The sequence below is a fragment of the Paenibacillus xinjiangensis genome (genome assembly GCF_059686975.1).
Genome location: NZ_JCAALS010000034.1, coordinates 1 through 24,960 on the forward strand (window position 1 = coordinate 1; position 24,960 = coordinate 24,960).

Sequence of the window (24,960 nt, forward strand, 5' to 3'; positions counted from 1 at the left end):
AACTCTTCTGTATATTGATTACGTGGTTGTTTCTCCATACAGGACACCCCTTCTCGTTATTGTCATTATCCTCATACACTTAACGAGTGTCCACTTTTTATTCTAGCTGCATAAGTACAGTGTGCAGAAAGCTACTGTCGATAAACTATAAAAAGGCTGCAGGAAATACAGTCTGTAAAGTTTATATGCCTAGTGTACGGTGGGTTAGGTGCAATATAGAGCTGCAAAATAACAGGATTTATGGCACAGGTTTGCGCAACATATGAGGGCTTATCACGAGCTGGAGCAAGGTTCCACAAACCTCAGGGGCGATGCTGGACATCATCAAAAGAAAAATGAATCATCTTCCATCCTATAAGCAACCGGACCAAAGGCGGGGCTCTCCCCCTTCCCAAGCAGGTTATATCGACCACTATTTCCCTGTAAAATGGTAAAGCACGCTAAACCCTTTTATGGAAGGATTGGAACACATGTGGAGGCGCACTCGCATCATCTTTTTTCGTCTACTCCTTATTGTTATGGTTCTTGCAGGCATCGGAGCCGTCTATCAATGGTACGGCAGCACACAGGATAAAAAAAACTACCAGTCTGTCGGGAAGCTATATAATGTGATGGGCAGCAACATGCATCTCTATACGGAAGGGCAAGGAGATACTACGGTCGTATTCGCTTCAGGGTGGGGAACGGCTAATCCTTATGCTGATTTCTATCCTTTGTATGAGGAGCTTAAACCCCATGCGAAGCTTGCGGTCTATGACCGATTCGGCTATGGCTTCAGTGATACCACGACTAGACAACGTGATATCGATACCATTACCGACGAAATTCATGAGCTGCTTCGAGTGTCTGGGCAGAAACCTCCCTTTATATTCGCCGGCCACTCGCTCGGTGCATTGGAGGTCATCCGATATGCCCAGCGATTTCCCGAAGAAGTGAAGGGCATTCTGCTGATAGATGGCGGCAGCCCCGAATACTATTATTCAAGCTCCGAGCTGCTCCTAATCCCATGGACATACCGAACATTACGGACGACAGGAATCCTGCGGGCCCTTTACCACATGAACGGCTTCCCCGAATGGGTTGCCGACCAGAGCAACGGAGATAAGCTGCTGCCCGAGAAGCTCAAGCAATTGAACCGCCAAGCGACACTTCTCAAGACCGGAAACCGAAATTTGACCGATGAATTGCGCCAAAGCAATGAGAATGCCGAGATTGTTATGAACAATGGCAAACCGCTTAATATCCCTATAACCGTCATGACCGCAGACTATTTCGGCAAGCTTGACGAAGACCAAGCCTGGATGAACAGCCAAGAAGCGTTGTCAGAATGGTCCGTATCCGGCAAGCAAATAATCGTGGAGGACAGCTCCCATTACATTCACAGCTATCAGCCCAGCATTGTAGTAACAGAGCTTCTTAAGCTGATAAGCCATACTGAATAAGTCTTCCCTGCTATTAAAAGGGCTTCTACCAGCAAGTGCTGGCAGAAGCCCTTTAGCAACCGATATACCTTGTGCGCTGCAGATTGTCGCCTCTTCTCTTTCTAAGTTCTATTTTATGATTCTTTTTGCAAAGAGATAGCCCTTCCTCCAATGCGGTTTATGGATACTCGTTACCACAATCTTCGATTGCGGAATGCAGTGTATCATTTTGTTATCTCCAATATAGATCGCTACATGCCCTACAATGCTTCTGACGGGATACCTGTCAGGTACATCAAAGAATAACAGATCACCGACTCGCAGATTAGCTCTGGCGACTGTAACGCCTTGCTCTGACTGTTCTATGGCTGTACGATACAGCTTCATACCGTATTGAGCAAAGATCATTTGGGTGAAGGAGGAACAATCCATTCCTCTTGATCGAGGATATCTTCTATAGGATCCTCCGACAAAACGTTTGGTGTAGTTAATGATCTTTAACGGCAGAGTTAAGTTTAATATAGATATCGGTCTTCCCATATATGAACGGACTATCCTCCTCTAAATGAGTTGATTTTCACTCCATTTCACCATATTCAGCAAGCTCAAATAGGTGATGATTCTACTGTGGTTCATAACAAACAAAAGGGCTTCCGCCAGCATTTGCTCGCAGAAGCCCTTTCTATATATAGAAGTTATTATCTATGCCTTCCATACTTCTTAGCGTAGGACATAATACGGCGATACATGCTGTCGTCATTAAGGTGCTTCAGCGGATAGAACTGCGGTCTTGTATTCACCTCTAGAATCCAAGTGTGCCCAGCTGCATCCAAGGCAACATCGAGTCCCAGCTCGCGGAAGCCTCTGCTATGCTTGTCGAATATTCGCCCCACCGATTTACCAAGCCTCTTCAATTCGTCTTCTTTTCGTTCAATAGTGGCTGAACCGAACCCTGCTCTGGACATCGTTGATTTGAAATATCCGAGCTGCCCGCCTTGATGATAGTTAGTCGCGACCTTACCGGGCTTTCCTATTTTGGTGAACAATGCCGTGCTCTTCCAGACGCCATGATCTGTCTTCTGCACCATGACACGAATATCGAATGGCCTGCCCTTCGCAGCAGCGAGCTTGATGCCCTTCTGCAGCAAATAAGAGCGTCCCTTGGCACGATTCTTCAAATGCTTATATAGACCTTCGAGTGTGTAATAATGCTTCTTAACCGAATTGTGCTGAGTTTGATAGCCATCACTCAGCTTCTTAATACGCACAATATGGAAGCCGCCCGTCCCACCCGTCGGCTTGAAAAAGACGGTTGAATACTGCGACAGCATGAGGCTCAGATTGCTTCTGTTGAACAGCCGTGTTTTCGGAATATAAGCTCGCGATTGTGCATGGCCAAGCAGCCACTTCGTCTTGATCCATTTGCTCTTAATCGTCGTACTTCGGTAACTGATATGCTCCAACTCCCCTCGTTGTTATAGCATATGAGGGGCTTTTATAGCCTGTTTGTGCTCTTGTCTAGCGGCATTGCTAGTAATTAAATCTATAGGTGATCCAGTCTAAGGTTCTATTGTTGGTCTTGGTTCTAGATCCGTTGTTCCAGTGAGTGACTTTACAGTCTCACTACCGTCCTTTTCATTAATCACGTGCATTACATTACCCGAGAGGACATATATTGCTTCTTTATGCTGTTCATCAAGAAAATAAATAACTCTATGAACGCCACTCCCTCCTTCCCAATCTGGTGCCCCCGCTATTTTGTCGAATTCATTAATAATATCTGATTCATTATTCTTCTTCGATATTACATTCGCAGCGGATTCAAGAGTAAGACGCCCGACTTCTTCTGGTAGCTCACCAATAATCTTTAACGACTCCCTTTTCCATTCCCCTAGACCCAGACTTTTGTCCGCTTTAAGCTTGTCAATCGCAGCTACTTGATCTGGCGTAAATGCTTTTTCGTAATAATAGGAGTAATTACCCCCTTCTTGCTCTGAAGATACTTCCACCTTCTGTGAAGATTGTTTTTGCTGAATCATCTCATCAATCTCTGCGTCAGCCTTATGCATCCAGGGCAATACTGTATTATTTTCATTTGCAAACACTATTGCTGAAAAAGTCAATACAAGAGTCAATGATAGTGATACAACCAAAAACCTTTTAGGATTCTTCATTTTACATATCCTCCATCCATCGATTTTAATAACACCAAAGCACATAATAGTTAATGTTATTGTTTGCATCCCACATACCTATATAATATGGAGTTCCCGCAGTTAAATATATATTGAAATTTGCATTGCTTGGTGTGTTCAAGTCTGGGAGTTTTTCAATAATATCATTCGTAAAATAACAACTTGACCCGGTTCGTGCTTATGACTTTTCTGACGATGGCTCTATTGCAATCCATTCATACAGATCTTTTACGGTACATCCAATCGTATCTGCTATCGAAATCGCAACCTTCAAGGGCATCACTCTCTTATTGTCGATATAATCAGATATTCGCTCACGTTTATAATGCAGGGCTTGGGCTAATTCTTCAATAGTCATTCCATATTGCACTAACCGTTCATGCAACAAGCAGCATCCCAGATCGAATTTCATGATGTAGTCCCCCTCTATTATTAAAACTGTAAAAAGCCTCGGTCGCGCATTCGCAATCCGTAATGGCATTCGCGCGCAACCCCAGGCCTCTGTCATTCATCCGTTATTTTATTTGCGACTCCGCTTGTGCTTGAGCATCCTTCAGCACATCATCGATCGCTTTGCCCTTCAAGAAATTCTGCATCTCAACGACTAGAATATCTTCAATCGCATACGTATGTGCGCCATAATTCACTCGTGGTATTTGCTCCGTCCATTTGGCAAAGTCCTCAAGCGTTGTTTGCCCTCCATAGAAGGAGTCAGCTGCTCGATAAGCCTCGCCTTCGGCCGCTGCCTTCAAGGTACCGATCGCCCCGACCTCAGTTACCAGCTTCTGATAAAGCTCCGTATTCGACCCGAACGTTGAAGCCATGAAATCTGCTGCCTGCTCCTTGCCCGGTATATTTAGCACATACCATGAGCTTCCACCCAGATTAGATGCATTAACGGCATTCGGCTGATCTCGCAGCTTAGGAATGGGCGCAACAGCCCAGTTGCCGGATTGTGAGGCTTCGGCCTTGATGGAGGCGCTGATCCAGTTGCCAGTCGGTACAGAAGCCACCTCGCCGCTGTTGAAGGTTCCCACATACTCGCTCCAGTCGGAATTCGGCTTGACGATGTTCGCTTCCATCATCTGCTTATACAGCTCGAAGGCTTCCTTCAACGCTGCATTGCCGGCGAGGTTCGGCTTCGTGCCGTCCTCTGTTAAGTACCATGAGCCCGCTGTCTGAATCATAACCCGGATAATCGCCAGATCATTAGGGTCAAGCGACAGCATATCCTTGCCTGTTGCTGCCTTCACCTTCTTGCCAATCTCAATATATTGCTTCCAATCGATATTGTTCAAATCCTCCAGCTTATAACCCGCCTGCTCCAGGTAATCCGTTCTGACGAACAGTCCAGTAACCCCAGAGTCGAACGGAATGCCATAGTTCTTGCCATTCCAGCTCGTAGGTCCGATCTTATATTCGGCAAAGTCCGCAGCCTTGATAACGCTCGACAGATCGTAGAACATATCCGGATACGCTTGGAGGAAGGATTGCGCTCGGTAATCCTCAATCAAGGCAACGTTCGGCAGCCCCTTCGTCGTACCCGAGCTAAGCGTAGCGTTCAGCTTTTGGATGATATCCGCCTGTGCATTCTCTACAATGTTGACCGTGGTATCGGGATGATCCGGCGCATAGAGCTCCTTGGCGATGTTGAGCGCTCTAATATTGAACTTCGGGTCCCAAGCCCACACGGTTACCTCGGTTGCTCCCCCTTCATTCCCTGCTGTGTCGCCGCCATTTTCATCCATGTTATTATTGGTGCTTGTGCACGCCGTCATAAGTAATGCTGCCAGCATTAGCAGAACAACAAGTTTCTTCATATGTACTCCCCTTAGTCATTTTTATAACAAGCACTTGCCTATCCTAGCATGCCAAAAAAACGAGAAATTAGTACACATCTGTCACGGATTGCTCTGAACTGCTTTTTCGTAGCATGAGATTAATTCACAGTATAAAAAAAACACCGCCCAAGACACTTGGCCTTGCAGCGATGTATTCACCATTCCTTACTTCTTTTGAAAGGAGAGACGCCGATAAGCCCTTCGGAGCAGCGGGTACGGCTATATTATCTCGACAAATTCTGGGCTGATCATCTGGCATACGTTTCTTACATTCGCGAAGGCATCCATTTGACAAGCCTTGTTCACCGCAATCCAATCGACGAATTTCTTGCGCAAATCATCGAGGCATACGAGCAAATTCCGGCTAAAATAAATAGAGAGTCGGCGAATATGCTCGTAAAGCTCGGAGTTCGAATGATCCGGCGATGTGGGAAAAGCTCGGGCTGAAGAACCCTACCTCCACTTGGACTTATATCATCAACGATCAATACCAACAATATTTGCAGAATCCCGGTTCATGGAACTCAGGGACGATAATCGCTTATTGGATGCGCAGGATTTTGAGACCGGTATTCAGATGGTCAAAATTTTGATGAAGTGTAGCTAGCTACTTATTTGCCACCCTGTCCGTTTGGGGTTCTTGATATTAAAATCAGAATAGTAAATCGATCATCGCCGCCATAGCTTTGGCGGCTTTTTTGCCGATTAAGTCTTCTCTTCGTCCCCCACCGCAACCGGATTCTCACTATACGAGACCCAATCACTCCAACTTCCAACATAAAGCCTCACCTTGGTGTAGCCTGCCTCTGTCAAAGCCAGCACATTGGGACAAGCTGTTACACCAGCTCCGCAATATACAATAATTTCTTGATCCAGTGGAATGGCGCTGAACCGCTCCCGCTGCTGTGCTCCATCAAGGAAGTAACCTTGTGGCGAGCCTTCCTCCCAGTAATAGTTGACAGCTCCCGGAATATGGCCCGCCTTCGCATATTTGCTCGTGTCCTCGCCCGTATAACGCTGAGCGATCCTTGCATCAATCAACACTCGATCAGGCCTTCCCAGTCCAGCCTTCGTATCTTCCATATCCGCGATAAGGCTGCTATCTGGAACAGCAACAAAAGACTTCGTCACTGGTACCGGCAGCTCACTGGTGACAGGGTACCCGGCGTCTCTCCAAGCGGAGAAGCCTCCCGTCATAAGCTTAACTCGCTTATGCCCCGCATAATGCAGCATCCACCACAGCCGCGCAGCGATACTGCCTCCTTGATCGTCATACACGATCACTTCGGTATGGGCATCAATGCCCGCCTCGCCCCATATCTGCTCCAGCCAACTCATGTCTGGAAGCGGATGACCGCCTCCATGCGATTGCTTCGGTCCAGATAAATCCTTGTTCAGGTCAAAAAAAACCGCGCCCGGCACATGACTCTCCAAGTAGGCGCGATATCCCTCCTCAGGCTGCCCTAGCACAAAACGAACATCTGCAAATACAATATTCTGGCTCCCTAGCTTGCTGAACGCCTCAGACGTTGATATCAGATGGGTCATAGCCACTGCCTCCCAATGGAAGAATGAGTTCCGTCATGTAATTGTTGCTGTCTTTAGTGCTCCAAGGGTCTATAATATATCGCTCGTATGTGGTTCCCTGAAGCGCAAGCCCTTCCCGCCTCGCCCATTCCTCCACCTCGCGATACGTATCACCTATGCTGTCATAATTCCCTCTATGAACGATGCTTAAGGCCTGAATACCACCTATATCTGCCGTCAAGGCGTCACTTGCCCCGTCCTCGATAACCGCCGTATAGCATATCGCTTCCGTGAAGGTATGATTGACGCGCTCACTAATGCGCTCGAAAAAAAGCATAAAAGGCCCATAAGCAAAAACATTGTAGCGATTGCACAGCTCAACCAGCAGATTGCTGTAGATCACTTCAATATCCTGCTTTTGATTCCGGTTAAGCTCATACCGATATTTGATGGTACGATAGCGCGGGAAGTCAATTACTCGGATCTCCCCATCGCCACGATGCCCTGCAATCATGGATTCGCCTTGCTGAAGAAGCGACTGCCATTCCTTTATTGCAAAATGCTTCTTCTGCAGCTCCGCTATTTGATGCTCCACAATCATTAATTCCTTCGCCATATAATCTTCCAGCACGTCAAGATTTTGACGCTCCAGCATTTTTCTAATGTCATCGAGCTTAAAGCCGAGCTGCTTGTAATATTTAATAAGCGGGATTGTCCGTATTCCCTCTGTTGAATAATAACGATAATTGGTCTCTTCAGAAATGCGGTCTGGCTTCACCAGACCAATATCGTCGTAGTATCGAAGCGTACGCACTGGAATGTTACACAGCTTCGATACTTCCCCAATAGTATGCCATTCCACGCACGCTCCCCCTTTTCACCACGGCTGTACCACAGCCTCATTAACTGCATTCTATCAGAATATATCATATAATTCCAATGAATTTACTATGAATAGAGCATGCAAACCGCCATACTTGTAATCCGATACACCTTATATGCTGTATCTTCTCTCTAGCCAGGCGAGCAGCTCGCGCCCGGGCGCATCCAAGAACCACTGGGCATGACCCAACAAATAAGTGTCGTACGCCAGGTCTGCATTGGCAATTGATCGGACAATTCCTGCAAAATAATCAATTTCTGATAAGGCGAATTCAGCGTGAGCCACAGGAAGAATAGCGATTAGAGCCTCTGCCTCTCTGGCACTTAACGGGCGAATCGATTCATAGCCATCCAGAATCGCTTGCATATGACTGTAGGATACGATGCCGCTCCCACTGCTCTCGCCCATCGCAAGCCAATCGATAGCGTTACGCTCTATAGCTGTCGCCAGATCGTATACGGCATTAGTGCGGTCGGCAAGGCCGAAGTCCAGCACGGTCTCCACCCTGCAGCCTCCCTCCTCCTCACTCCACAGCAGATTGGATGCATGCCAGTCGTTATGCGTCCAGATCGGCCGCAGCTCTCCTAACAAAGGTGCAAGCCTGTCATACAACGGCAGCAGGATACGATTAAAGTCCAGCTGCAAGGTGCGCTGCTTCAAATAATCAGATAATGCAGGGCGCTTATAGACATAGCTTGCAAGCTCAGCACTTGGGTCCGAGGATGCCAAGATTGAGAAGCTGGATACAAGCGGGCGAACGGCTCTTGCAGGCTCCTCGAAGCTCTCTGATGCAAGATGCAGCCGTGCCAGCGCCTCTCCAGCTGCATAAGCGTGAGCCTCATTCAGGAACGGGCTCCATGATACAGCATCCCGGTACATATCCACTCCTCTAGCCATATGGTGAACCTCATAGGTCCATTCCTCAATGGCATAGGCGGTTGCTCCATTAGTGCTCGCTACAATTCGGCTAACGGGGATGCCGCAGCTGCTCAGATGATGAATGAAGCGATGCTCCTCATGAAGGCCTTCCACATCCCTTACGGTGCGGTGATGACGCTTGACGAACAATTGCCCAGCCTCTGTCTCTACGATTGTTGCGCTGGAGAATGGCCGGGGACTATGCCACTGGAGTGTAAGTGCAGGGCCGAGGCCCTGATAGCGGCTGAACAATTCATTCACTTCACCCAGCGTTATGGGCGCCCAATCAGGACGAACAAGCTCAGTCCCCATTCCGTGAGCCTGAACGCTAGCCGTTCCGGCTTGCTTGTTCATGGTTTCCCCCTCCTAGGTAAGCATTGGTATAGGCTGATCTCCAGCTGTCTCTGTCGGAGAGGATACCATGATCTGCAAGCCAAGCCGCATATGGCTCGATAAGCTCTTGACGCTGCCTGCCCCAAGCTCCCTCATGAAGCCATGTATCTGCTATTAGCGGCAATGAACGGGATAATAGCTCAGTAGGGAAATAGGGAATTACACGCTCATACAGCGGCACTGCTAGATGAGGATTGGCCGCTACAGCGAGGTAGCCCTTCTCTGTAGCGGCGAGAAAAGCTTGCACCGCTTCCGCATGGTTGGCAGCCCACTCCTCCCTTGCTCCCAACAGGTAGCTATGGTAGGGCGGGGCTCCAATGGCGTCTACTCGCCATACTATCCTCTCTTCCTCCGGAACTGCTGTGTTCATTAGAACCTCCCATGCCCAATAGCTTCCGAAGGTGGCATCTGCCGCGCCGGAGGCGATATCATCCGGTGTCCATTCCCTTGTGCCGCTATCCACAATCTCAACAGTATCGGGATCTCCGCCATCCTGACGTACAAGATGACGTACCATAGCAAGTCCTCTCGGTGTCGGGTTCATGGCAATCCGCTTACCGCTCAAATCGGCAGGGCGCCGGATTCCGGTGCTCTTGATCGTCTGAATCGTCTCCATTCCTTGATGATTAATAGCAGCTACACCAGTGACGACGGGCTGACGCTCTCTTTGGACAAGCAATCGATTGCTCGGAAACACGCCGAAGTCCGCTTCCCCTCTGGCCAAATAAGCCAGCGTATCTCCTCGGCCCGGGTCATGTACCGCCAGTTCAACGTCAAAGCCAGCCTCACGATACCAGCCCTGCTCCCGTGCATAATAAAAACCTGCTGAATTCGTCCATGGATAGAAATATTCCAGCATAACCTTCAGATGAATCATCTTGACGTAGCCTCCCTTTTCAATCCCATCTATAATCCTTCATTCTGATCTGCTTACCGTGCTATAAAAAATCATAACCCTCTACTTTACTGGAGGGTCAAGCTATTCCTTAGCTTTTATGAGACAATGGCCTAGACGCTTATAACCAGGAGGTATTATCGTGCATTACGCTTTAATCGATTGGGACAATACGATTCATCGCGGCTATACCATCTATGGGCTGGCTGAGCATTTGCTGACTGAAGGTCTTGTCACTGCCGGTCTAATTCGTAGATTTGAGCATTTGAAGAACAACTATAAGTTAGGAATCATTACTTACGAGGCCTATACGGAGCTAACCTGCAACGCCTACGCCATGGAACTGGCAGGCTGCCGGGCTGACGATTACAGACAATGCGTGGCTGCCTATGTGCCGTTCACCGAAGAAGCTATTTTCAAGGATGCTTACTCTCTATTCGATCTACTGCGCTCCTGCCATATCCAAGTGCACCTTGTCAGCGGCGCTCCGCTTGAGGTGCTGAAGGCTTACACCGATCGTTTCAACCTCCATAGCATCTATGCGTTTGATCTAGAGGAGCGAGATCATCTGCTCACTGGCAATGCAGCCTGCAATTATGGACTTGAGAAACAAAGAGTGCTGAATGATCCGCTTTTCCGAGCTCCAGATGCCATTCATCTGCTCAGCATGGGAGACGCCACTGCGGATATTCCATTGCTTAATAGCAGCCAGCTTCCTATTATTGCAGGCAGCAACCCTCTCCCCTTGAGAGAAGGAGCGCAGCCCCTGTACTTCAATGGCCCCAGCTGGGATATCCCTCTATTAAAAAAGAAACTAGCAGAGTGGCTATGATTCGATCCCATCTGTCGGGTTTACCGCTACAGCAGCTCCTTGATTTCGCTCTTCAGTAGAAGCAGCTTCGGGTCCAGCAATCGCTCATGCTTATTCTCACAGCCAAAATTAACAGGCAGCTCTTGCTTCACTACGCCGGGCCTAGAGGAAAGAACATAGATGCGATCAGACAGTAAAACCGCTTCCTCAATATCGTGGGTAATAAATAGAATCGTTGCGCCAAAAGCATGCTGCACCTCTAGCAGCCAGGCTTGCATGCTGCTTTTGGTCATCGAATCCAAAGCGCCAAAAGGCTCATCCAGCAGCATGATTTCCCCAGATGATAGAAAGGTCCTTAGAAAGCTGGCCCGCTGTTTCATTCCGCCGGAGAGCTGACTGGGATAGCTGTCCTCATAGCCGCCTAGTCCCACTCTCTGAATAAGCTCATCTGCCCGGGCGCGTGCCTGCTTCTTGTCCATACCCTTCAGCCGCAGCGGCAGCACAATATTGTCTATGACGGATTTCCAAGGTAGCAGCAGATCGCGCTGCTGCATATAGCCGATTTCACCATTGACATGTACAGAGCCTTGATCTGCTGGGGTCAGTCCGGTAATGATATTAAAGATCGTGCTTTTGCCAGAGCCGCTTGGCCCCAGTATCGATACGAACTCCCCCTTGCGGACATGTAGAGAGACTTGGCTTAATACCTCCTTGGAGCCATAAAACTTGCTAACCTGATCCAGTTCAATTCTTATCTCTTCCCTGCTGTATTCACTCCGCGCCTTGACCTGCAATCCTTGCATAGCAATGCTCCTCTCTGTTATTTCCAATGGATCACCCTTCGGCTTAGCCAATTAATGAGATAAATAATGAATACACTTAATAGAACAATAACGAGAATGGAAGCAAAAACTTTGTCCAGTGCATAGGCGTTCTTAGTCCGAACCATATATACTCCGATTCCCTTAGAGCCACCCTGCCATTCGCCAATAATTGCTGCCATAAGCATGTAGGTTGCTGCAATCTTGAGACCAGAGAAGAAGTTGACAAGCGCGTAAGGCAGCTTCAAATGGACAAAGGTCTGAAGCTTGGTCGCCTTAAACGATTGGAACAGGTTTTTGTAGTCCCGATCAACCTTATCGAAGCCGTCAACTAGACTGATGCATATCGGGAAAAAGCACACCATGACAATGATCAGCACCTTGGGCAATAGTCCAAACCCAAACCAAATAATAAGCAGCGGCGTAATCGCTATAGTAGGAATGGTCTGGGAGACGATCAGAATCGGGTACACGCAATTTTTCAATAGCGCGAAGCTATCCATCAATACACTAAGCACGAATGCCAGTGCAACCGATAATGCAAAGCCGATGACGGACTCATACAAAGTAACGCGAACATGCCCGGCGATCGTGCCAAAGTCACCTATTAATGCTTGAACCGTTGCGAGCGGGGACGGCAATATATAAGCAGGCACAGAAGCAAGCGTTACAATAGCTTGCCATAATAGAATGGCCGCTGCGATCGTAAGGAGGGGATATACCCTTTGAGAGAAATTTGCTTTTTTGACCATGGTTGCGTCCCCCTTCATAATAGAAAGTTTCTAATTCTGCAGCTCATACTGGAGATCGCCCCTTCTTATTGCGGTAAAAATTCATTCGTATAAGCGTCCTTCGCTAGCAGCTTCTTCTCAATCAGTCCCCTAGCCTTCAGGAATTCGGTATAACCATCCCATACCTCATCCTTCATCTGTCCCCATGTCGGAGAGTCAGCGATATATTGTGAGGCCATATATTTCTGGCTTTCAATCGCTAGATTGCGATCAATTTCCGATGCGTGCTTCAGCAAAATATCAGCGCTCTCCTCCGGATGCTCAATAGCATAGCGGTAGCCTTGCTCCGTTGCCTTCAGGAATTTGCGCACTTTTTCAGGACTGTCTGTAATCGTCTTGTTGCCCGTTATTAATATTGGCGTATAGTAATCAAGGGCAGGGTCCAAATCCCGTGCTGGAATAAAGCTCAGCTCAACGCCTCTATTCTTCGCCTCAATTCCTGTCCACCCTTCAAAAATCCAAGCAAAGTCGATATTCTTCTCCGTTGCCGCAAAGAAATCATCTGCTCCAATGTCAACAAGCTGCAGCTTGCTATAATCCGCTCCATTCTTCTCCATAACCGATTGAAGCACAGCCTCCTCCGAAGGAGAGCTCCAGCCTCCATACACCTTGTTCTCGAAGTCTTTGACACTCTCAATATTTTTGCTCTTGGGCGCAGCGAAGCCCGAAGTATTATGCTGCAGAAGAGTGGCAACCGCCTTAATAGGCAGCGGATCACTGCTTGTCAGAGCATAAGTGACATCCTCTTGATAGCTGACTCCGAAATCCCCTTTTCCCGCAGCTATCAGTGTTGCTGTCGTTCCTTCGGATGGCTGAACAATCGAGACATCGAGTCCTTCCGCTGCGTAATAGCCATTCTCCAGAGCTACGTAAAGTCCCGTATGGTTCGTATTAGGCGTCCAATCCAGAATGACGCTAACTGCTGTCTTGCCCGCTTCTCCAGACTCATTTCCCTTATTACTGCCGCAGCCCGATATAGCAATCACAGCCATTCCTCCAAGCAAAAGTACAGCTAAAGCTTTTTTCATCCTCATCTTGTTCCCCTCCAAAATATAGTCAGCTTATTATTCCTTTAATTCCGATAACATTACAATGTTATAAAAATAATAACCCTCCAGTTTAGTGGAGGGTCAAGTAATTTCTTTTATGCCATGCGTTTCCTGTCCCTAGCAATAGAAAAGCCGAGAGTCTCAGTTGAGACTCCCGGCTTCTCTATTCTATAGCTACTCCTAAGCTAGTTAGTCAGCCATTAGCTGAATTTGCCTGCGTCAATTGCTGCTTGCTTCTCATCCAGAATCTCTTGATAGCCAGATTCGAGATAGGTTTTCTTAGCCGCCTCATACGTCGCATCGAACTGGTCTGCCGGCGCGAGAACAACCTTCACATACAGCTCTTGGAAGAGAGAGTTCAGATCAGCCTTATACTCACTCACCTTCTCAAGCACAACGCTGAACATAGCGTCAGGCGTGCGATATTCCGCAACTTGCTCATAATACTTCAACAGATCTTCCGCCAGGTATTCATAGCCTGCAGGCGCCCATGTACGAAGGTAAGCCTTGCGGGTTACAGCAGGATCAGCATATTGCGGGCTCTCGATAACAAGCGCCCAGTAGTCCTTGTTGTTGTTCTGGGATTGAACGGATTCACCTTTGAAATCAGCGTTCTTCACAGCGATGCCTTCGGCATCAAGTGTATAGTTCTGACCTTCCACCCCATTCTGCAAGAAGAACAGGTTATCCGGCTGACTCATCCACTCGAGGTACATCCAGACTGCTGCACGTTCCATTTCAGTAGATTCATAGTTGATGCCCATGATGAAGCCGAAAGGCCAGTAAGCGCGTCCTTGCGGTTTGCTCCCCTCAGGAGTTCCGGCTGTCGGAGGAAGCACAGCGAACTGTGCGTCTGGATTGTTCTGAAGGGTTGCATCGATTACATCCGTATTGCTAGCGAGATACACGCCATAGGTCCCCGTCTTGCCCGCAACGAACTCCGCTTTGACTTTACCTTCATCATTACGCAGATAGAATTCCTTATCAATCAGACCGTTATTATACTGATAGTTCAAGTTGCGCAAGTAGCGTTCGCTTGCCGGAGTCGTCAGATCCGCTACGCCGAGATCGGAATAGAGCGCGCGATCCTTGGCATCGATTGGCCAGTCGCGGAATGCGTAGCTATAATTGTAGTTGTTCTGCAATAGGCTGCCAGCACCTGCTCCAAGTCCAGCTTCCTTCCATTTCACCAGCATCTCGTTATACTTCTCAAGGGAAGTCAGATCCTCTACCTTCATGCCAACCTTCTCAACCCAGTCTTTACGAATGAGCGTCGTGTAGTTATCTACAGTCGGACGAGCAGCGAAGAAGAAGACATTGTTGCCGTCTACCTTGCCGTACTGATCAATCGTCTCACTCATGTTCTTCCAGTAGGTAGGCGCATAGTAAGCGATTTCATCATAGTCCAGCGTCTGCATAACGTCCTCGCTATAGTAGGCCAGCGCTTGCGGCATATCGTAATGGAAGAGGATGTCTGGAGCCTTGTGGGAAGCCAGCAGCTGCTCGAAATCCGTCACTTCACTGCTGCGAGTAATCGGTACAAACTTAACGTTCACGTTGTATTTGTCCCCGAATTCCTTCTGAATCCAGCGCGTATAGTAGTTGTCGGTAACATTCCAGCCTTCGAATGCACGTTCATAGACCGGGATCTCGAGGTTAACCTTTTCGGAGAAGCCTTTGGAGTAATCCGCATAGTCACCCTCAGCGCTTGGAGCATTGGTTGCGGCATTGGTAGCCGCCGGCGTATTCTCCACAGCATTGGAATTGCCGTTATTGTTATTCGAGCAGCCTGCAAGAAGACTGGCCCCCATAACAAAAGTCATTAACAATGATGAAAAGACTTTCTTTTTGCTCATCCCTTATTCCCCCATTATTGTTATTGTTGATTCGACCTGACTCCGTGTTACTCTTTGACAGCTCCTAGCATAACTCCCTGAACAAAATACTTTTGAATAAATGGATAAATACATAGAATCGGCAGCGTTGCGAATACCACACACGAGGCTTTGAGCACCTCTGGATTGCTCAGCTGCACTTGCGTCGCCTCGAGCTGGAAGCTCTCGCTCGCCTGAATGACCAGGTAATACAGCTTCAGCTGCAAAGGCCGCATATCTACATTCTGCTTAATATAGAATAGAGCATCTTGGTACGTGTTCCATCGTCCGACCGCGTAGAAGAGCGCCAAGGTTGCCATAATCGGTTTGGACAGCGGGAGCACGATATTCAATAGTATTCGGAAGTGCCCCGCGCCATCGATCCGCGCTGATTCCTCCAAGCTGACCGGAATGCTGCTAGAGAGGGCAGTCTTCATAATCAACAGATTGAACGCACTGAACGCCGGAGGCAGAATAATCGACCACATGCTGTCTAATAAACCTAGATTATTGATCAGCATGTATTCAGGAATGATTCCTCCACTGAAGTACAGGGTGAACATAAAGATAACGGTCAACGCCGTGCGGCCCTTGAGCTGCGGACGTGACAATGGGTATGCCGCGCAAATCGTAATGATCATGCCCAGAATGGTGAACAGCACCGTCACGGTAATGGATACATATAACGACCGGATAATGCTATCATCTTGAAAAATCTTCTTGTACGCCCCGAAGGTGAAGCCTTGCGGCCAGAGAAATACCTTATTCGCGATCACATAAGCATCATTACTAAGGGATTTCGATACAACATGAACAAAAGGCAGCACGCAGGCCAGCGAGGAGATGATCAGACAGAGGCGGATCAGCACATCCCAGATGTCAAAGCGCCTTTTGCGATACATGGCAAGAGTGCCATTGGATGTTCTCATGGTTCGCCTCCTTTCTATAGCAGTCCTTCTTCACCGAGCTTTTTGGCAATACGATCAGCCAGTACGACCAGCGCAAGCCCGATGAGCGACTGGAACAGCCCGAGCGCCGTCGCCCGGCTGAAGTTGCCGCTCTCGATCCCCCATCGATAGATCAGTACCGGGATCGTCGTGGTGAATTCCGTCGTAGCTTTATTCTGCAGGGCAAAAATCCGCTCGAAAGAGCCCTCCATCACCTTGCCCAGATTCATGATCAGCAAGGTTACAATCGTGACGCGGATGGATGGCAGCGTGACGTTCCATACCTTCCTCCACCGCCCTGCGCCATCGACGATAGCAGCCTCGTACATCTCAGGGTTAATGCTGCTAATTGAGGCTAGGTAAATAATTGTACCCCAGCCCATACTTTGCCAGACCCCAATTGCGAGATAACTGAACAGCCAATGGGTATCCTCCTGAAGGAACGGGACACGATTAAACCCCAATAATTCGAAGAGATTGTTGACTGCACCACTCCCTAGTCCGAGCAGCTGGTAGGCGATCGCACCAATAATGATCCAGGATAGGAAGTGTGGCAGATACAGCAGCGTTTGATTAATACGTTTGAATCTGACACTTTTGATCTCATTGAGTAACAGCGCGAGCACAATAGGCATGGTGAAGCTAAATATGAGGTCAAGACTGTTGAGCATTACTGTGTTGCGTACAGCGCGTATGAAGTCAGGCTTGTCGAATATCTCTTGGAATACCTGAAATCCTACCCAGTCGCTGCCCCAGAACCCCCTGGCGATCTTATAATCCTTAAAGGCAAGTACGAGCCCCGACATCGGCGCGTATTTGAAAACAGCAACGAAGGAGAATGGAATTAGAAGCAACAAATACAACTGCCAATCCCGCCGAAAATAATGTGACATTCTCCGCTTACCCTGCTTCTTCAAATTCAACTTATGCTCTAGTGAAGCGCTTTCAATTTTCACACTTTCACCTCCTACACAATAGGGCTTCCACGGTCGACTGTTCGTTCAGACGTTGGCGGGGTTATGTCAGCATCATATCCCTCCCACACCTGAATCGTAAATCATGACTATTGATTCGAGCATTCATTTTTGATTTTTTCCCAGTCATAACACTTGATTTGAGGCTTAAATGATCAATTCTGATTAGTATAAGCAAAAATGGAGCAGCCTCCGATAGTCCCTTGGGACCCGAAGATCAGCTCCATATCGTTATATCAATTCTGATTCTGATACTCTCTCGTGCTTCAAAGCCTTATAGCTGCTAGGCGGCATGCCCTCATACTTACGGAAAAAACGGTTGAAGCTCTGAACATTGCAGTAGCCAACCTCAGAGGCGATCTGAGCGATGCTGAGCTTGGACTGCAGCAGCAGCTGCTTCGCATTCTCGATTCGCAGCTGATTGGTATAGTCGATCAGGCTTTTGCCCGACAGCTCATACACAATCTTGCGCATATAGGAATAGCTGATGCCGATTTCCTTCGCCATCTCTACGAACACAATCTCCTCGCTGAAATTCTCTTCCAGGTAACGAATGATTCGCTCGCCATAGTTAACCTCAACAGAATTGCGAGCCATATATGGAATAATCTCAGCGAAGAAGCCTTGCAGATATTCCTCCAGCTCGTCTAACGTATCGAAGGAAGCAATAGCAGAATAGATATTGCCACGTCTAGCGAAGAACCGCGAGGTGCTAATATTATTTTCTCTTAGATGCTTGATTGTAACACCAACTAGCTGCGTATAGATGAACAAGATATTATCGTAGGAGATGTATTCGACTGACTTGATCTCGCCCCTAATATACGCCAGCTCTTTCATAATGCTTCCCTGATCCCCACTATCCAGAAAGTTAAGAATTCGCCGCTCGCTGTTCGTTGGATAAATATATTTTTTGCTCTGATCGACCTCTTGCTTCCAATAGGTAATACCGCCGCTGCCTTCAATCATTCGATGCTTGATGACCTCCATCGCTTCGACGATCCGATCGGCGATCATCGCTCTATCCGTCTCCTGGCTGCTAACCCCAATGGTTACGGAATGGCCGAGCAGCTCCATCGCTGCATCCCTGATCGTGGCAAGCGTCTGATTAATTCCTTCCAACTGACTCTCGAGCTCGAATGGCCCATAATTGATCACGATGGCGAAGCAGCCCTCGCCATGATAGACGCTCCGTGCGTGAATTCCCTCCGGAAATAAGCTCTCGCATTGTGCAATAAGCAGATAGCGATGGTAATTACGGGTCTCCGGATTGGTCTTGCTCACATACTGCCTATATTGATCGATCGACACAATGGCAACATAATAATAAGCGTTAGGAAACAACTCTTCGATCTGCTTCGTGACTTCCCCCCGCAGCAAGTTGTGGATCGCTAGACTCCGTGCATCCTGTTCCCGCTCCTCGAGCAGCTTGTATAGTCCTTCCTCCTCATCCTGCATTCGCCGGAATGCCGCATCGAGGAAAACCAGCTCATTCTTATTCCCTACGACCAGATTCTTACTGCGTGCGCGGACCAACCGAACCAGCTCCCGCAGCGGCTTGGACAGCCAGGTCGCGAGAAAGACGGTCAGCACAGTTCCTGCAGCGATAATAATGACCGTAAGAACAATAATGTTGCTCTGCAAGGAGTGGGTCTTCGTCATTAATTCGTCCATTGAATAGATATTGACACTCCACCACCCGAACATCGGTGAGCGGGACCATGTGTAGATTAGCCGCTCTCCTTCCGTCTCATGAAACGTATAGCCCTCCTTCGAGTCATTATCCAGTATTTCTTGTATATAGGGCTGCTGTCTCCCATCTGTCAGCAGCAGGCTCTTGTCCTTATGTGAGATAATTGTGCCATCCGAGCCCATAAGGAGATAATGATGCTTACCTGGCTCTGAAGACTGAAGGTACTCCCCAATCTGGCTTTCGCGCAGGTTGACGACTAGAAACCCGCGCGTCGTAGTCAACAAGCTGTTAAGCGGCAGCACATACGACACAACGCTCACCCCCGAGTCCAGCCTGCGCGGATACCATACACCGCTGATTCCTCTTCTGCCAACAAATGCTTCCTCTGTCCAATCTAACGCTTCATATCTGCCTAGCATCGTAATGCCTTTATCGGTTGATATCACATAATCCGAGCCCTCTAAATAGAAATAAGAGGAATACACACCATTCACTCTATGATTCAAATTGAGCAGCTCCAGCAGTATTTCTTGCGCTTTGCTCACATTGCTGTAATCACTATTAAGCTCATCTAAGGTCTCAAAAGCACGAATACGATCGAAAATGTTAGTTGCCGTAAGCCTCACAGCATCCTGAGCGAGGTTGTTCAGCGCATTTTCATTGAGCTTACGGTTCGCATTCAGACCCGCTAATGAGGATTCCGCGATGGCGCTCTCTGAATTGTGAAGAATCTGCCCGCCGCTATACCATGTCAGGATCGCCAATGGAATAGCCATGACGCAGAACAGAATTAATGCCAGCTGCAGAATCATTGGGAATCGTTTCATGGCTTCTCTCCCTCTCCATAGGTAAGGTGCAGGCTTGATCCGCTTAATACAAAAAAAGCGCTTACATAAATAGTCAAGCAATCAGCTCTCTTATTGCCCGGACAAACGATCTTACAAGATATTCTACCTGTAAGAGCTCTATTTTAAAAGAAATTTTAGTCATAAATGCTAGATATAGATTAATCCCCTTAGGTCAAACTGCCGCTGCGATTCTTCTAAATCTTTACTCAAAACCTCTCTAATCCGATATAATACATATAAATAAATTCATGCTTGCCTTTCGAGAGGAGCATTCCAATGACTGTAGATTACTTAGAACGCAACAATGTAAAAGTGCTCGGCAACGGCGACAAGACGATTGTGTTCGCTCACGGCTTCGGCTGTGATCAGGACATGTGGCGTTATATCGTTCCGAACTTCGAGGACAGCTATCGCATCGTCCTATTTGATTACGTAGGCTCGGGCAAATCTCAGCTCGGCTTCTATGATTCAGATAAATATAATAGCTTACAGGGGTATGCGCAGGATGTCATGGATGTGATGGATTCGCTTGAACTGAGTAATACCATATTCGTAGGACATTCCGTCAGCAGCATGATTGGCATGCTTGCGTCCATTGAGCGTTCCGACTACTTCGAGAAGATGATCATGCTCGGACCTTCCCCCTGCTATGTCAATGATCTTCCTGACTATTACGGCGGGTTCGATAGGCAGGATATCGAAGAGCTGCTGCATATGATGCAGATGAACTTCATCGGCTGGGCCAGCTATCTTGCGCCCATCGTTATGCAGAATCACGACCGGATGGAATTATCTGAGGAGCTGGAGCAGACCTTCTGTTCTAGAGATCCTCATATCGCTAGGCAATTTGCAGAAGTGACCTTCTTCTCCGATTGCCGCAGCCAGCTTGAGCTTGCATCAGTTCCAACGCTTATTCTTCAATGCTCGGATGACAGCATAGCACCGATTGAAGTCGGTGATTATTTGCACGCACATCTGAAGAACAGCACGCTAGAGCATATGAAAGCGACCGGTCATTATCCTCACCTAAGCCATCCTGAGGAAACGACGCGGCTGATCAAACAATACTTAATCGCGAATTAGAACGCATAGAAAGGCAGTCTGTACATGGATATTCAATTAAATAACGCTCCATGCGGTTATTTCTCAATCTCGAGCGCAGGAATCCTTCTATCGGTTAACCAGACTTTTCTGGACATGCTCGTATTCGAACGAGAGCAGCTGCTCGGCAAGCATATTGAGTCGATCATGTCCGTCCCGAATAAAATGCTGTTCCATACGTACTTCTATCCGTATATACAGCTCTATGGGCGAGTCAATGAGATGTATCTCTCTTTCAAGACAAGAGACCGTCTGGACTTGCCCGTGCTTCTCAATGGAGTGCGGCATACACGTGACGGGGAAATCGTCATTGATTGCGTCGTTGTTGCCATGCGCAAGCGGATTGAGCATGAGAAGGACATTCTTCAGACCAAGACCAAGCTTGAGGCATTGTATCTGGCGACGAACGAAGCGAATAAGAAGCTTGAATTGCTGCACGAAGAGTATGAAGTGAAGCAGCAGGAGCTGCTGGAATTGAATGACCGGCTCGAAGTTCTCGCTTCAACTGACCCACTGACAGGACTCAAAAACAGACGTTATTTCCAAGAAAGCCTGCTATCGAATATTGCACAATTCGAGCAATTCCAGACGCCCTTCTCGCTCTGCATCATTGATATTGATTACTTCAAAAAAATCAACGATACGTACGGGCATCCCGTAGGTGATCTGATTCTGACGAGCCTTGCCCAATTGCTGCAATCCCTGTCTCAGGCTGAGGATACGGTAGCGCGGTTCGGCGGCGAGGAATTTGTTATTATTTTACCTGGCAGTGATAAAGAGGCTGCTGCCCTGAGGGCGGAGCAATACCGCGCCGATACGGAGGCAGCTTCATGGGATTCCTATCAAATAACGATCAGCATCGGCATCGCCACGATAACGGAAGGAGCTGGTCCCCAATCCTTGCTTGATCAAGCGGATCAGGCGCTCTATGCATCCAAGAGCGCTGGCAGGAATCGGATCACTCTTGCGCCAGATTATAAATAAACCCTAACACAGCCTCCCATTAGAGCTACTCATTTAGCTTGCTCTAATGGGAGGCTGTCGTTTTCTCTTATGATACTGTGGCATTCACCTACATACGGAATAATAAAAGAATCCCCGCAAAACACGCAGTGTTGACTGCTAGTTGTGCGGGGATCTGTTTAATCCTCCTGCGAATACATCATTAGTTACGATCATCTTACTGCTGCATATATTTCCATCCTGAGGAGATAATAGCAACTATCGATTTTGCAGAACTCAATCGTTTAATCCACAATAGGATCATTATGACAGGGGAATTCACCTATATGGCATTAACACAAACGAATGATACAATAACACACCCCATAACAACAAATTTAGCGGACAATCTGGAGAAGATTCAAGAAACCTTCTCAGACTGCAGCGATTTAGCGTACTTACCATGGCATTACGGGCCAGACCTTGAACATAAGGCGCTGTCCATTTATTTCCGCACACTGATTCAGAACAAGCAGATGAATTATATGAAGGAAACCCTGCAGGACCTCGTCATGCACGAAATAGGGCCGGCAACGTCGATTTCTCCCCAAGATGTCATTCAGTTTTTCGAAAAAAATGGGGTGTCCGCTCAATCGGCACTTGTACTGGACACCTTCGATTCCGCCGTGCAGCACGTTTTGGAAGGGTATATCGTCATCTTCTTCGATCACTGGAACAAAGCTCTCGCCTACAACGCGGTAGGACTGGAGTCGCGTCAAGTCAGTGAACCAGTCACAGAACCAGTCGTGCAAGGACCTCATATGAGTACAGTTGAGGAGCTTGCTAAAAACATCGGCTTATTAAGGACACTTCTCAAATCTCCCCGGTTTAAATTTGAACAGTTCACGGCCGGAACAGAGAGTCAGAGAGATATCGCTTATGGCTACTTGGAAGGTGCAGTAGATTCCGAAATGCTGGCCGAATTCAAGCGGAAAATTTCTGTTATCGATAAAGAAGAAATACTAGAGACGTCTTATTTGGAGGATTGTATTAGCGGGTATCCTTACTCTCCGTTCCCCCTTGTCCGTTATACCGAACGGCCGGATACCGCAGTTGCCGCACTGCTGGAAGGAAAAATCATTGCAATGGTGAACGGCACGCCAACGATCCTTATATGTCCTGGTCTCTTTTTGGAGTTTTTTAGTTCAAGCGAAGACTATTACCATAAACCTATTTTTTCGTCACTCGTTCGTTTTTTAAGGGTATGGTCCTTTCTCATCTCTCTATTTCTTCCGAGCACCTATATCGCCTTATCGACCTTTCACTCCGAGTTGCTGCCGACGGTGCTGCTGCTGGCGATTCTCGATACGAGAGAAGGCATTCCATTCCCTGCTTTTATTGAGGCGTTAATTATGGAATTTTTCTTCGAAATGCTGCGTGAGGCCGGTATTCGGCTTCCACGTCCGATCGGCTCAGCCGTAAGTATAGTTGGAGCGCTTGTCATCGGACAGGCAGCGATCCAAGCCAAAATCGCATCACCCGGTATGATTATAGTAGTCGCCCTCACCGGCATAGCCTCCTTCTCGCTTCCTCAATACAATATGGCAACCGCCATCCGAGTATCAAGGTTTCCATTCATGATACTCGCAGCATCGTTCGGAGGACTTGGAATTATGTTCGGCTTCCTGCTGACCCTTCTGCATCTGACTTGCCTGAGCCCGCTAGGCCAGTCTTACATCGGCCCGGGAGCTCAACTTAATATGAAGCAGCTCAGGAACATCATTATTGCCGCTCCGCGAAAATTACTGCTGCATTCGCCGCGCAACCGGCATCTTCATCGAATGACTAGAGAAAGGAAATAAACGCTATGCGTATTCGACCTTCGATAATCTGCTTGCCCCTGCTTCTGTGTCTCCTTATGACGGGGTGCTGGGATAAAGGAGAATTAAGCGAATTCGGCTATGTTCAAGCTATCGCCATCGATAAGAACGATGAAGGAAAGATAAAGCTTACGACTCTCTTCTATACGCCTTCAAGCGGCGGAGAAATGTCTGGTTCTCAAGAAGGTTCAAAAGGATTTAGTATAAGCACAACCGCCGATACCGTCTTCGAGGCCGTTCGGGATATTCCGGTTCATCTAGGTCGTAAAGCGAAGTGGGATCATATTCGCGTCATTATTGTTGGTGAAGAAATCACGAAGGAGCAGAGCATCGGAGAAGTGCTTGAGTTTTTCTCGAGAGACCAGGAGCCTCGAGCTACTGTCTATGTACTCATGGCTTCAGGTAAAGCCAGTCCGTTCTTAAATATAAAACCGTATATCGAGAACACAATTGCTCAACAATTAAGAGAGATTCTAGAGACAACCGTTAAATACTCGGGAAAAACAAAAGAGCTTACCCTGCTTGACCTAGCCATTCAATTAAAAAGCGAAACCGGCATTACCGTTATCCCCCGCATCCTGAAGGATGCTTCCGGGAAGAGTCCTATGTTGGCCGGAGTTACTCTGCTGCAAGGCGGTAAGCTGAAGACAACCCTGTCGTCAAAGACGACTGAAAACCTGTTCATGCTTCGGAATGAATATGACGGAGGCATTATTGAATATCCTTGCTCTGATCAGACAGAGGGTAATAAGAAGGAAGCATTCGAGGTGATCAACATGAATACGAGACTGCGCACTTCGATCAACAACGAGGAGATAACCGTTCAAGTGATCACCAACATTGAAGGCTCGGTTGGCGAGCTGCGGTGTTCATCCTTAAGCAGCATAGAGGATGAAACGCAGCTCAAGAACATGATCGAGAAACAAATCGAACAAGATATGCAGCATACGATTACACTTTTGCAAAAAAAACGTATCGACGCGATTGATATAGGCAATCAAATTTACCGTAAAAACCATACCCTGTGGAAAAAGTGGAAGCCAACTTGGGGCGAGCGTTTCTCTACTATCAGCTTTGAGTTCAAAATCGAGGTTAAAGACTTGAATTCTGGATTGAATGCAGCCGCCCCTTTTGCCAAATAGAGAACATTCATCGG

The 24,960-nt window shown here is 47.7% G+C and carries 22 protein-coding genes and 1 pseudogene; 7 read left to right on the forward strand and 16 right to left on the reverse strand.

Annotated elements, in window-relative coordinates:
• Window positions 1-470: 470 nt before the first annotated feature.
• Window positions 471-1,442 (forward strand): alpha/beta fold hydrolase, encoded by a 972-nt coding sequence (locus tag AC6ESP_RS25550; RefSeq protein ID WP_497099559.1) that lies wholly within the window; start codon window positions 471-473, stop codon window positions 1,440-1,442.
• A gap of 108 nt (window positions 1,443-1,550) precedes the next feature.
• Here AC6ESP_RS25550 and AC6ESP_RS25555 read toward each other — a convergent pair whose 3' ends face one another.
• The 5 genes from AC6ESP_RS25555 to AC6ESP_RS25575 form a co-directional block, all read right to left on the reverse strand.
• On the reverse strand, window positions 1,551-1,853 hold the full coding sequence (locus AC6ESP_RS25555; RefSeq protein ID WP_497099560.1) for a C40 family peptidase: 303 nt from the start codon (window positions 1,851-1,853) through the stop codon (window positions 1,551-1,553).
• Window positions 1,854-2,119: 266 nt separating this feature from the next.
• Complete coding sequence (locus AC6ESP_RS25560) at window positions 2,120-2,884, reverse strand: YheC/YheD family protein (protein ID WP_497099561.1); 765 nt, start codon at window positions 2,882-2,884, stop codon at window positions 2,120-2,122.
• 96 nt (window positions 2,885-2,980) lie between these two features.
• Complete coding sequence (locus AC6ESP_RS25565; protein ID WP_497099562.1) at window positions 2,981-3,595, reverse strand: hypothetical protein; 615 nt, start codon at window positions 3,593-3,595, stop codon at window positions 2,981-2,983.
• Window positions 3,596-3,794: 199 nt separating this feature from the next.
• The gene (locus AC6ESP_RS25570) at window positions 3,795-4,028 is read right to left on the reverse strand and encodes a helix-turn-helix domain-containing protein (RefSeq protein ID WP_497099563.1); all 234 of its coding nucleotides are present in this window, start codon (window positions 4,026-4,028) and stop codon (window positions 3,795-3,797) included.
• A gap of 103 nt (window positions 4,029-4,131) precedes the next feature.
• Window positions 4,132-5,436, reverse strand: coding sequence for an ABC transporter substrate-binding protein (locus AC6ESP_RS25575; protein ID WP_497099564.1), 1,305 nt, complete (start codon window positions 5,434-5,436; stop codon window positions 4,132-4,134).
• A gap of 192 nt (window positions 5,437-5,628) precedes the next feature.
• Between AC6ESP_RS25575 and AC6ESP_RS25580 the strand changes: the two are divergent.
• Window positions 5,629-6,050 (forward strand): annotated as a pseudogene (locus AC6ESP_RS25580) (accessory Sec system translocase SecA2); the annotation flags it as partial.
• A gap of 112 nt (window positions 6,051-6,162) precedes the next feature.
• Here AC6ESP_RS25580 and AC6ESP_RS25585 read toward each other — a convergent pair.
• The 4 genes from AC6ESP_RS25585 to AC6ESP_RS25600 all read right to left on the reverse strand — a co-directional run bounded on the left by AC6ESP_RS25585 (window position 6,163) and on the right by AC6ESP_RS25600 (window position 10,055).
• A complete protein-coding gene (locus AC6ESP_RS25585; protein WP_497099565.1) occupies window positions 6,163-7,005 on the reverse strand; it encodes a sulfurtransferase in 843 nt (280 codons plus the stop codon).
• Window positions 6,980-7,846: a MerR family transcriptional regulator gene (locus tag AC6ESP_RS25590; RefSeq protein WP_497099566.1), complete on the reverse strand. Its 867-nt coding sequence runs from the start codon at window positions 7,844-7,846 to the stop codon at window positions 6,980-6,982. The genes AC6ESP_RS25585 and AC6ESP_RS25590 overlap by 26 nt, the downstream gene beginning before the upstream one ends.
• 132 nt (window positions 7,847-7,978) lie before the next feature.
• The gene (locus AC6ESP_RS25595; protein WP_497099567.1) at window positions 7,979-9,139 is read right to left on the reverse strand and encodes a phosphotransferase enzyme family protein; all 1,161 of its coding nucleotides are present in this window, start codon (window positions 9,137-9,139) and stop codon (window positions 7,979-7,981) included.
• Window positions 9,114-10,055, reverse strand: coding sequence for an ABC transporter substrate-binding protein (locus AC6ESP_RS25600; RefSeq protein WP_497099568.1), 942 nt, complete (start codon window positions 10,053-10,055; stop codon window positions 9,114-9,116). Before AC6ESP_RS25600 ends, AC6ESP_RS25595 begins: the two co-directional genes overlap by 26 nt.
• Before the next feature lie 160 nt (window positions 10,056-10,215).
• On the opposite strand from AC6ESP_RS25600, the gene AC6ESP_RS25605 reads away from it, so the two are divergent.
• On the forward strand, window positions 10,216-10,905 hold the full coding sequence (locus tag AC6ESP_RS25605) for a haloacid dehalogenase-like hydrolase (protein WP_497099569.1): 690 nt from the start codon (window positions 10,216-10,218) through the stop codon (window positions 10,903-10,905).
• A gap of 26 nt (window positions 10,906-10,931) precedes the next feature.
• On the opposite strand, the gene AC6ESP_RS25610 is transcribed toward AC6ESP_RS25605, so the two are convergent.
• The 7 genes from AC6ESP_RS25610 to AC6ESP_RS25640 all read right to left on the reverse strand — a co-directional run bounded on the left by AC6ESP_RS25610 (window position 10,932) and on the right by AC6ESP_RS25640 (window position 19,860).
• Window positions 10,932-11,738 (reverse strand): ABC transporter ATP-binding protein, encoded by an 807-nt coding sequence (locus tag AC6ESP_RS25610; protein WP_497099570.1) that lies wholly within the window; start codon window positions 11,736-11,738, stop codon window positions 10,932-10,934.
• Window positions 11,705-12,457: an ABC transporter permease gene (locus AC6ESP_RS25615; protein ID WP_497099571.1), complete on the reverse strand. Its 753-nt coding sequence runs from the start codon at window positions 12,455-12,457 to the stop codon at window positions 11,705-11,707. Before AC6ESP_RS25615 ends, AC6ESP_RS25610 begins: the two co-directional genes overlap by 34 nt.
• A gap of 65 nt (window positions 12,458-12,522) precedes the next feature.
• Window positions 12,523-13,530 (reverse strand): ABC transporter substrate-binding protein, encoded by a 1,008-nt coding sequence (locus AC6ESP_RS25620; protein WP_497099572.1) that lies wholly within the window; start codon window positions 13,528-13,530, stop codon window positions 12,523-12,525.
• Window positions 13,531-13,745: 215 nt separating this feature from the next.
• The gene (locus tag AC6ESP_RS25625; RefSeq protein ID WP_497099573.1) at window positions 13,746-15,401 is read right to left on the reverse strand and encodes a type 2 periplasmic-binding domain-containing protein; all 1,656 of its coding nucleotides are present in this window, start codon (window positions 15,399-15,401) and stop codon (window positions 13,746-13,748) included.
• Between the two features lie 47 nt (window positions 15,402-15,448).
• Window positions 15,449-16,348, reverse strand: a complete 900-nt coding sequence (locus AC6ESP_RS25630; RefSeq protein ID WP_497099574.1) for a carbohydrate ABC transporter permease — start codon at window positions 16,346-16,348, stop codon at window positions 15,449-15,451.
• A gap of 14 nt (window positions 16,349-16,362) precedes the next feature.
• Complete coding sequence (locus AC6ESP_RS25635) at window positions 16,363-17,259, reverse strand: ABC transporter permease (RefSeq protein WP_497099618.1); 897 nt, start codon at window positions 17,257-17,259, stop codon at window positions 16,363-16,365.
• A gap of 312 nt (window positions 17,260-17,571) precedes the next feature.
• The gene (locus tag AC6ESP_RS25640; protein ID WP_497099575.1) at window positions 17,572-19,860 is read right to left on the reverse strand and encodes a helix-turn-helix domain-containing protein; all 2,289 of its coding nucleotides are present in this window, start codon (window positions 19,858-19,860) and stop codon (window positions 17,572-17,574) included.
• A 297-nt stretch (window positions 19,861-20,157) separates the two neighbouring features.
• Here AC6ESP_RS25640 and AC6ESP_RS25645 point away from each other — a divergent pair, with 297 nt between their 5' ends.
• The 4 genes from AC6ESP_RS25645 to AC6ESP_RS25660 all read left to right on the forward strand — a co-directional run bounded on the left by AC6ESP_RS25645 (window position 20,158) and on the right by AC6ESP_RS25660 (window position 24,946).
• On the forward strand, window positions 20,158-20,964 hold the full coding sequence (locus tag AC6ESP_RS25645) for an alpha/beta fold hydrolase (RefSeq protein ID WP_497099576.1): 807 nt from the start codon (window positions 20,158-20,160) through the stop codon (window positions 20,962-20,964).
• A 24-nt stretch (window positions 20,965-20,988) separates the two neighbouring features.
• Window positions 20,989-21,966, forward strand: coding sequence for a sensor domain-containing diguanylate cyclase (locus AC6ESP_RS25650; protein ID WP_497099577.1), 978 nt, complete (start codon window positions 20,989-20,991; stop codon window positions 21,964-21,966).
• 305 nt (window positions 21,967-22,271) lie between these two features.
• Window positions 22,272-23,786, forward strand: coding sequence for a spore germination protein (locus tag AC6ESP_RS25655; RefSeq protein WP_497099578.1), 1,515 nt, complete (start codon window positions 22,272-22,274; stop codon window positions 23,784-23,786).
• Between the two features lie 5 nt (window positions 23,787-23,791).
• Window positions 23,792-24,946, forward strand: coding sequence for a Ger(x)C family spore germination protein (locus AC6ESP_RS25660; protein ID WP_497099579.1), 1,155 nt, complete (start codon window positions 23,792-23,794; stop codon window positions 24,944-24,946).
• Window positions 24,947-24,960: the final 14 nt, after the last annotated feature.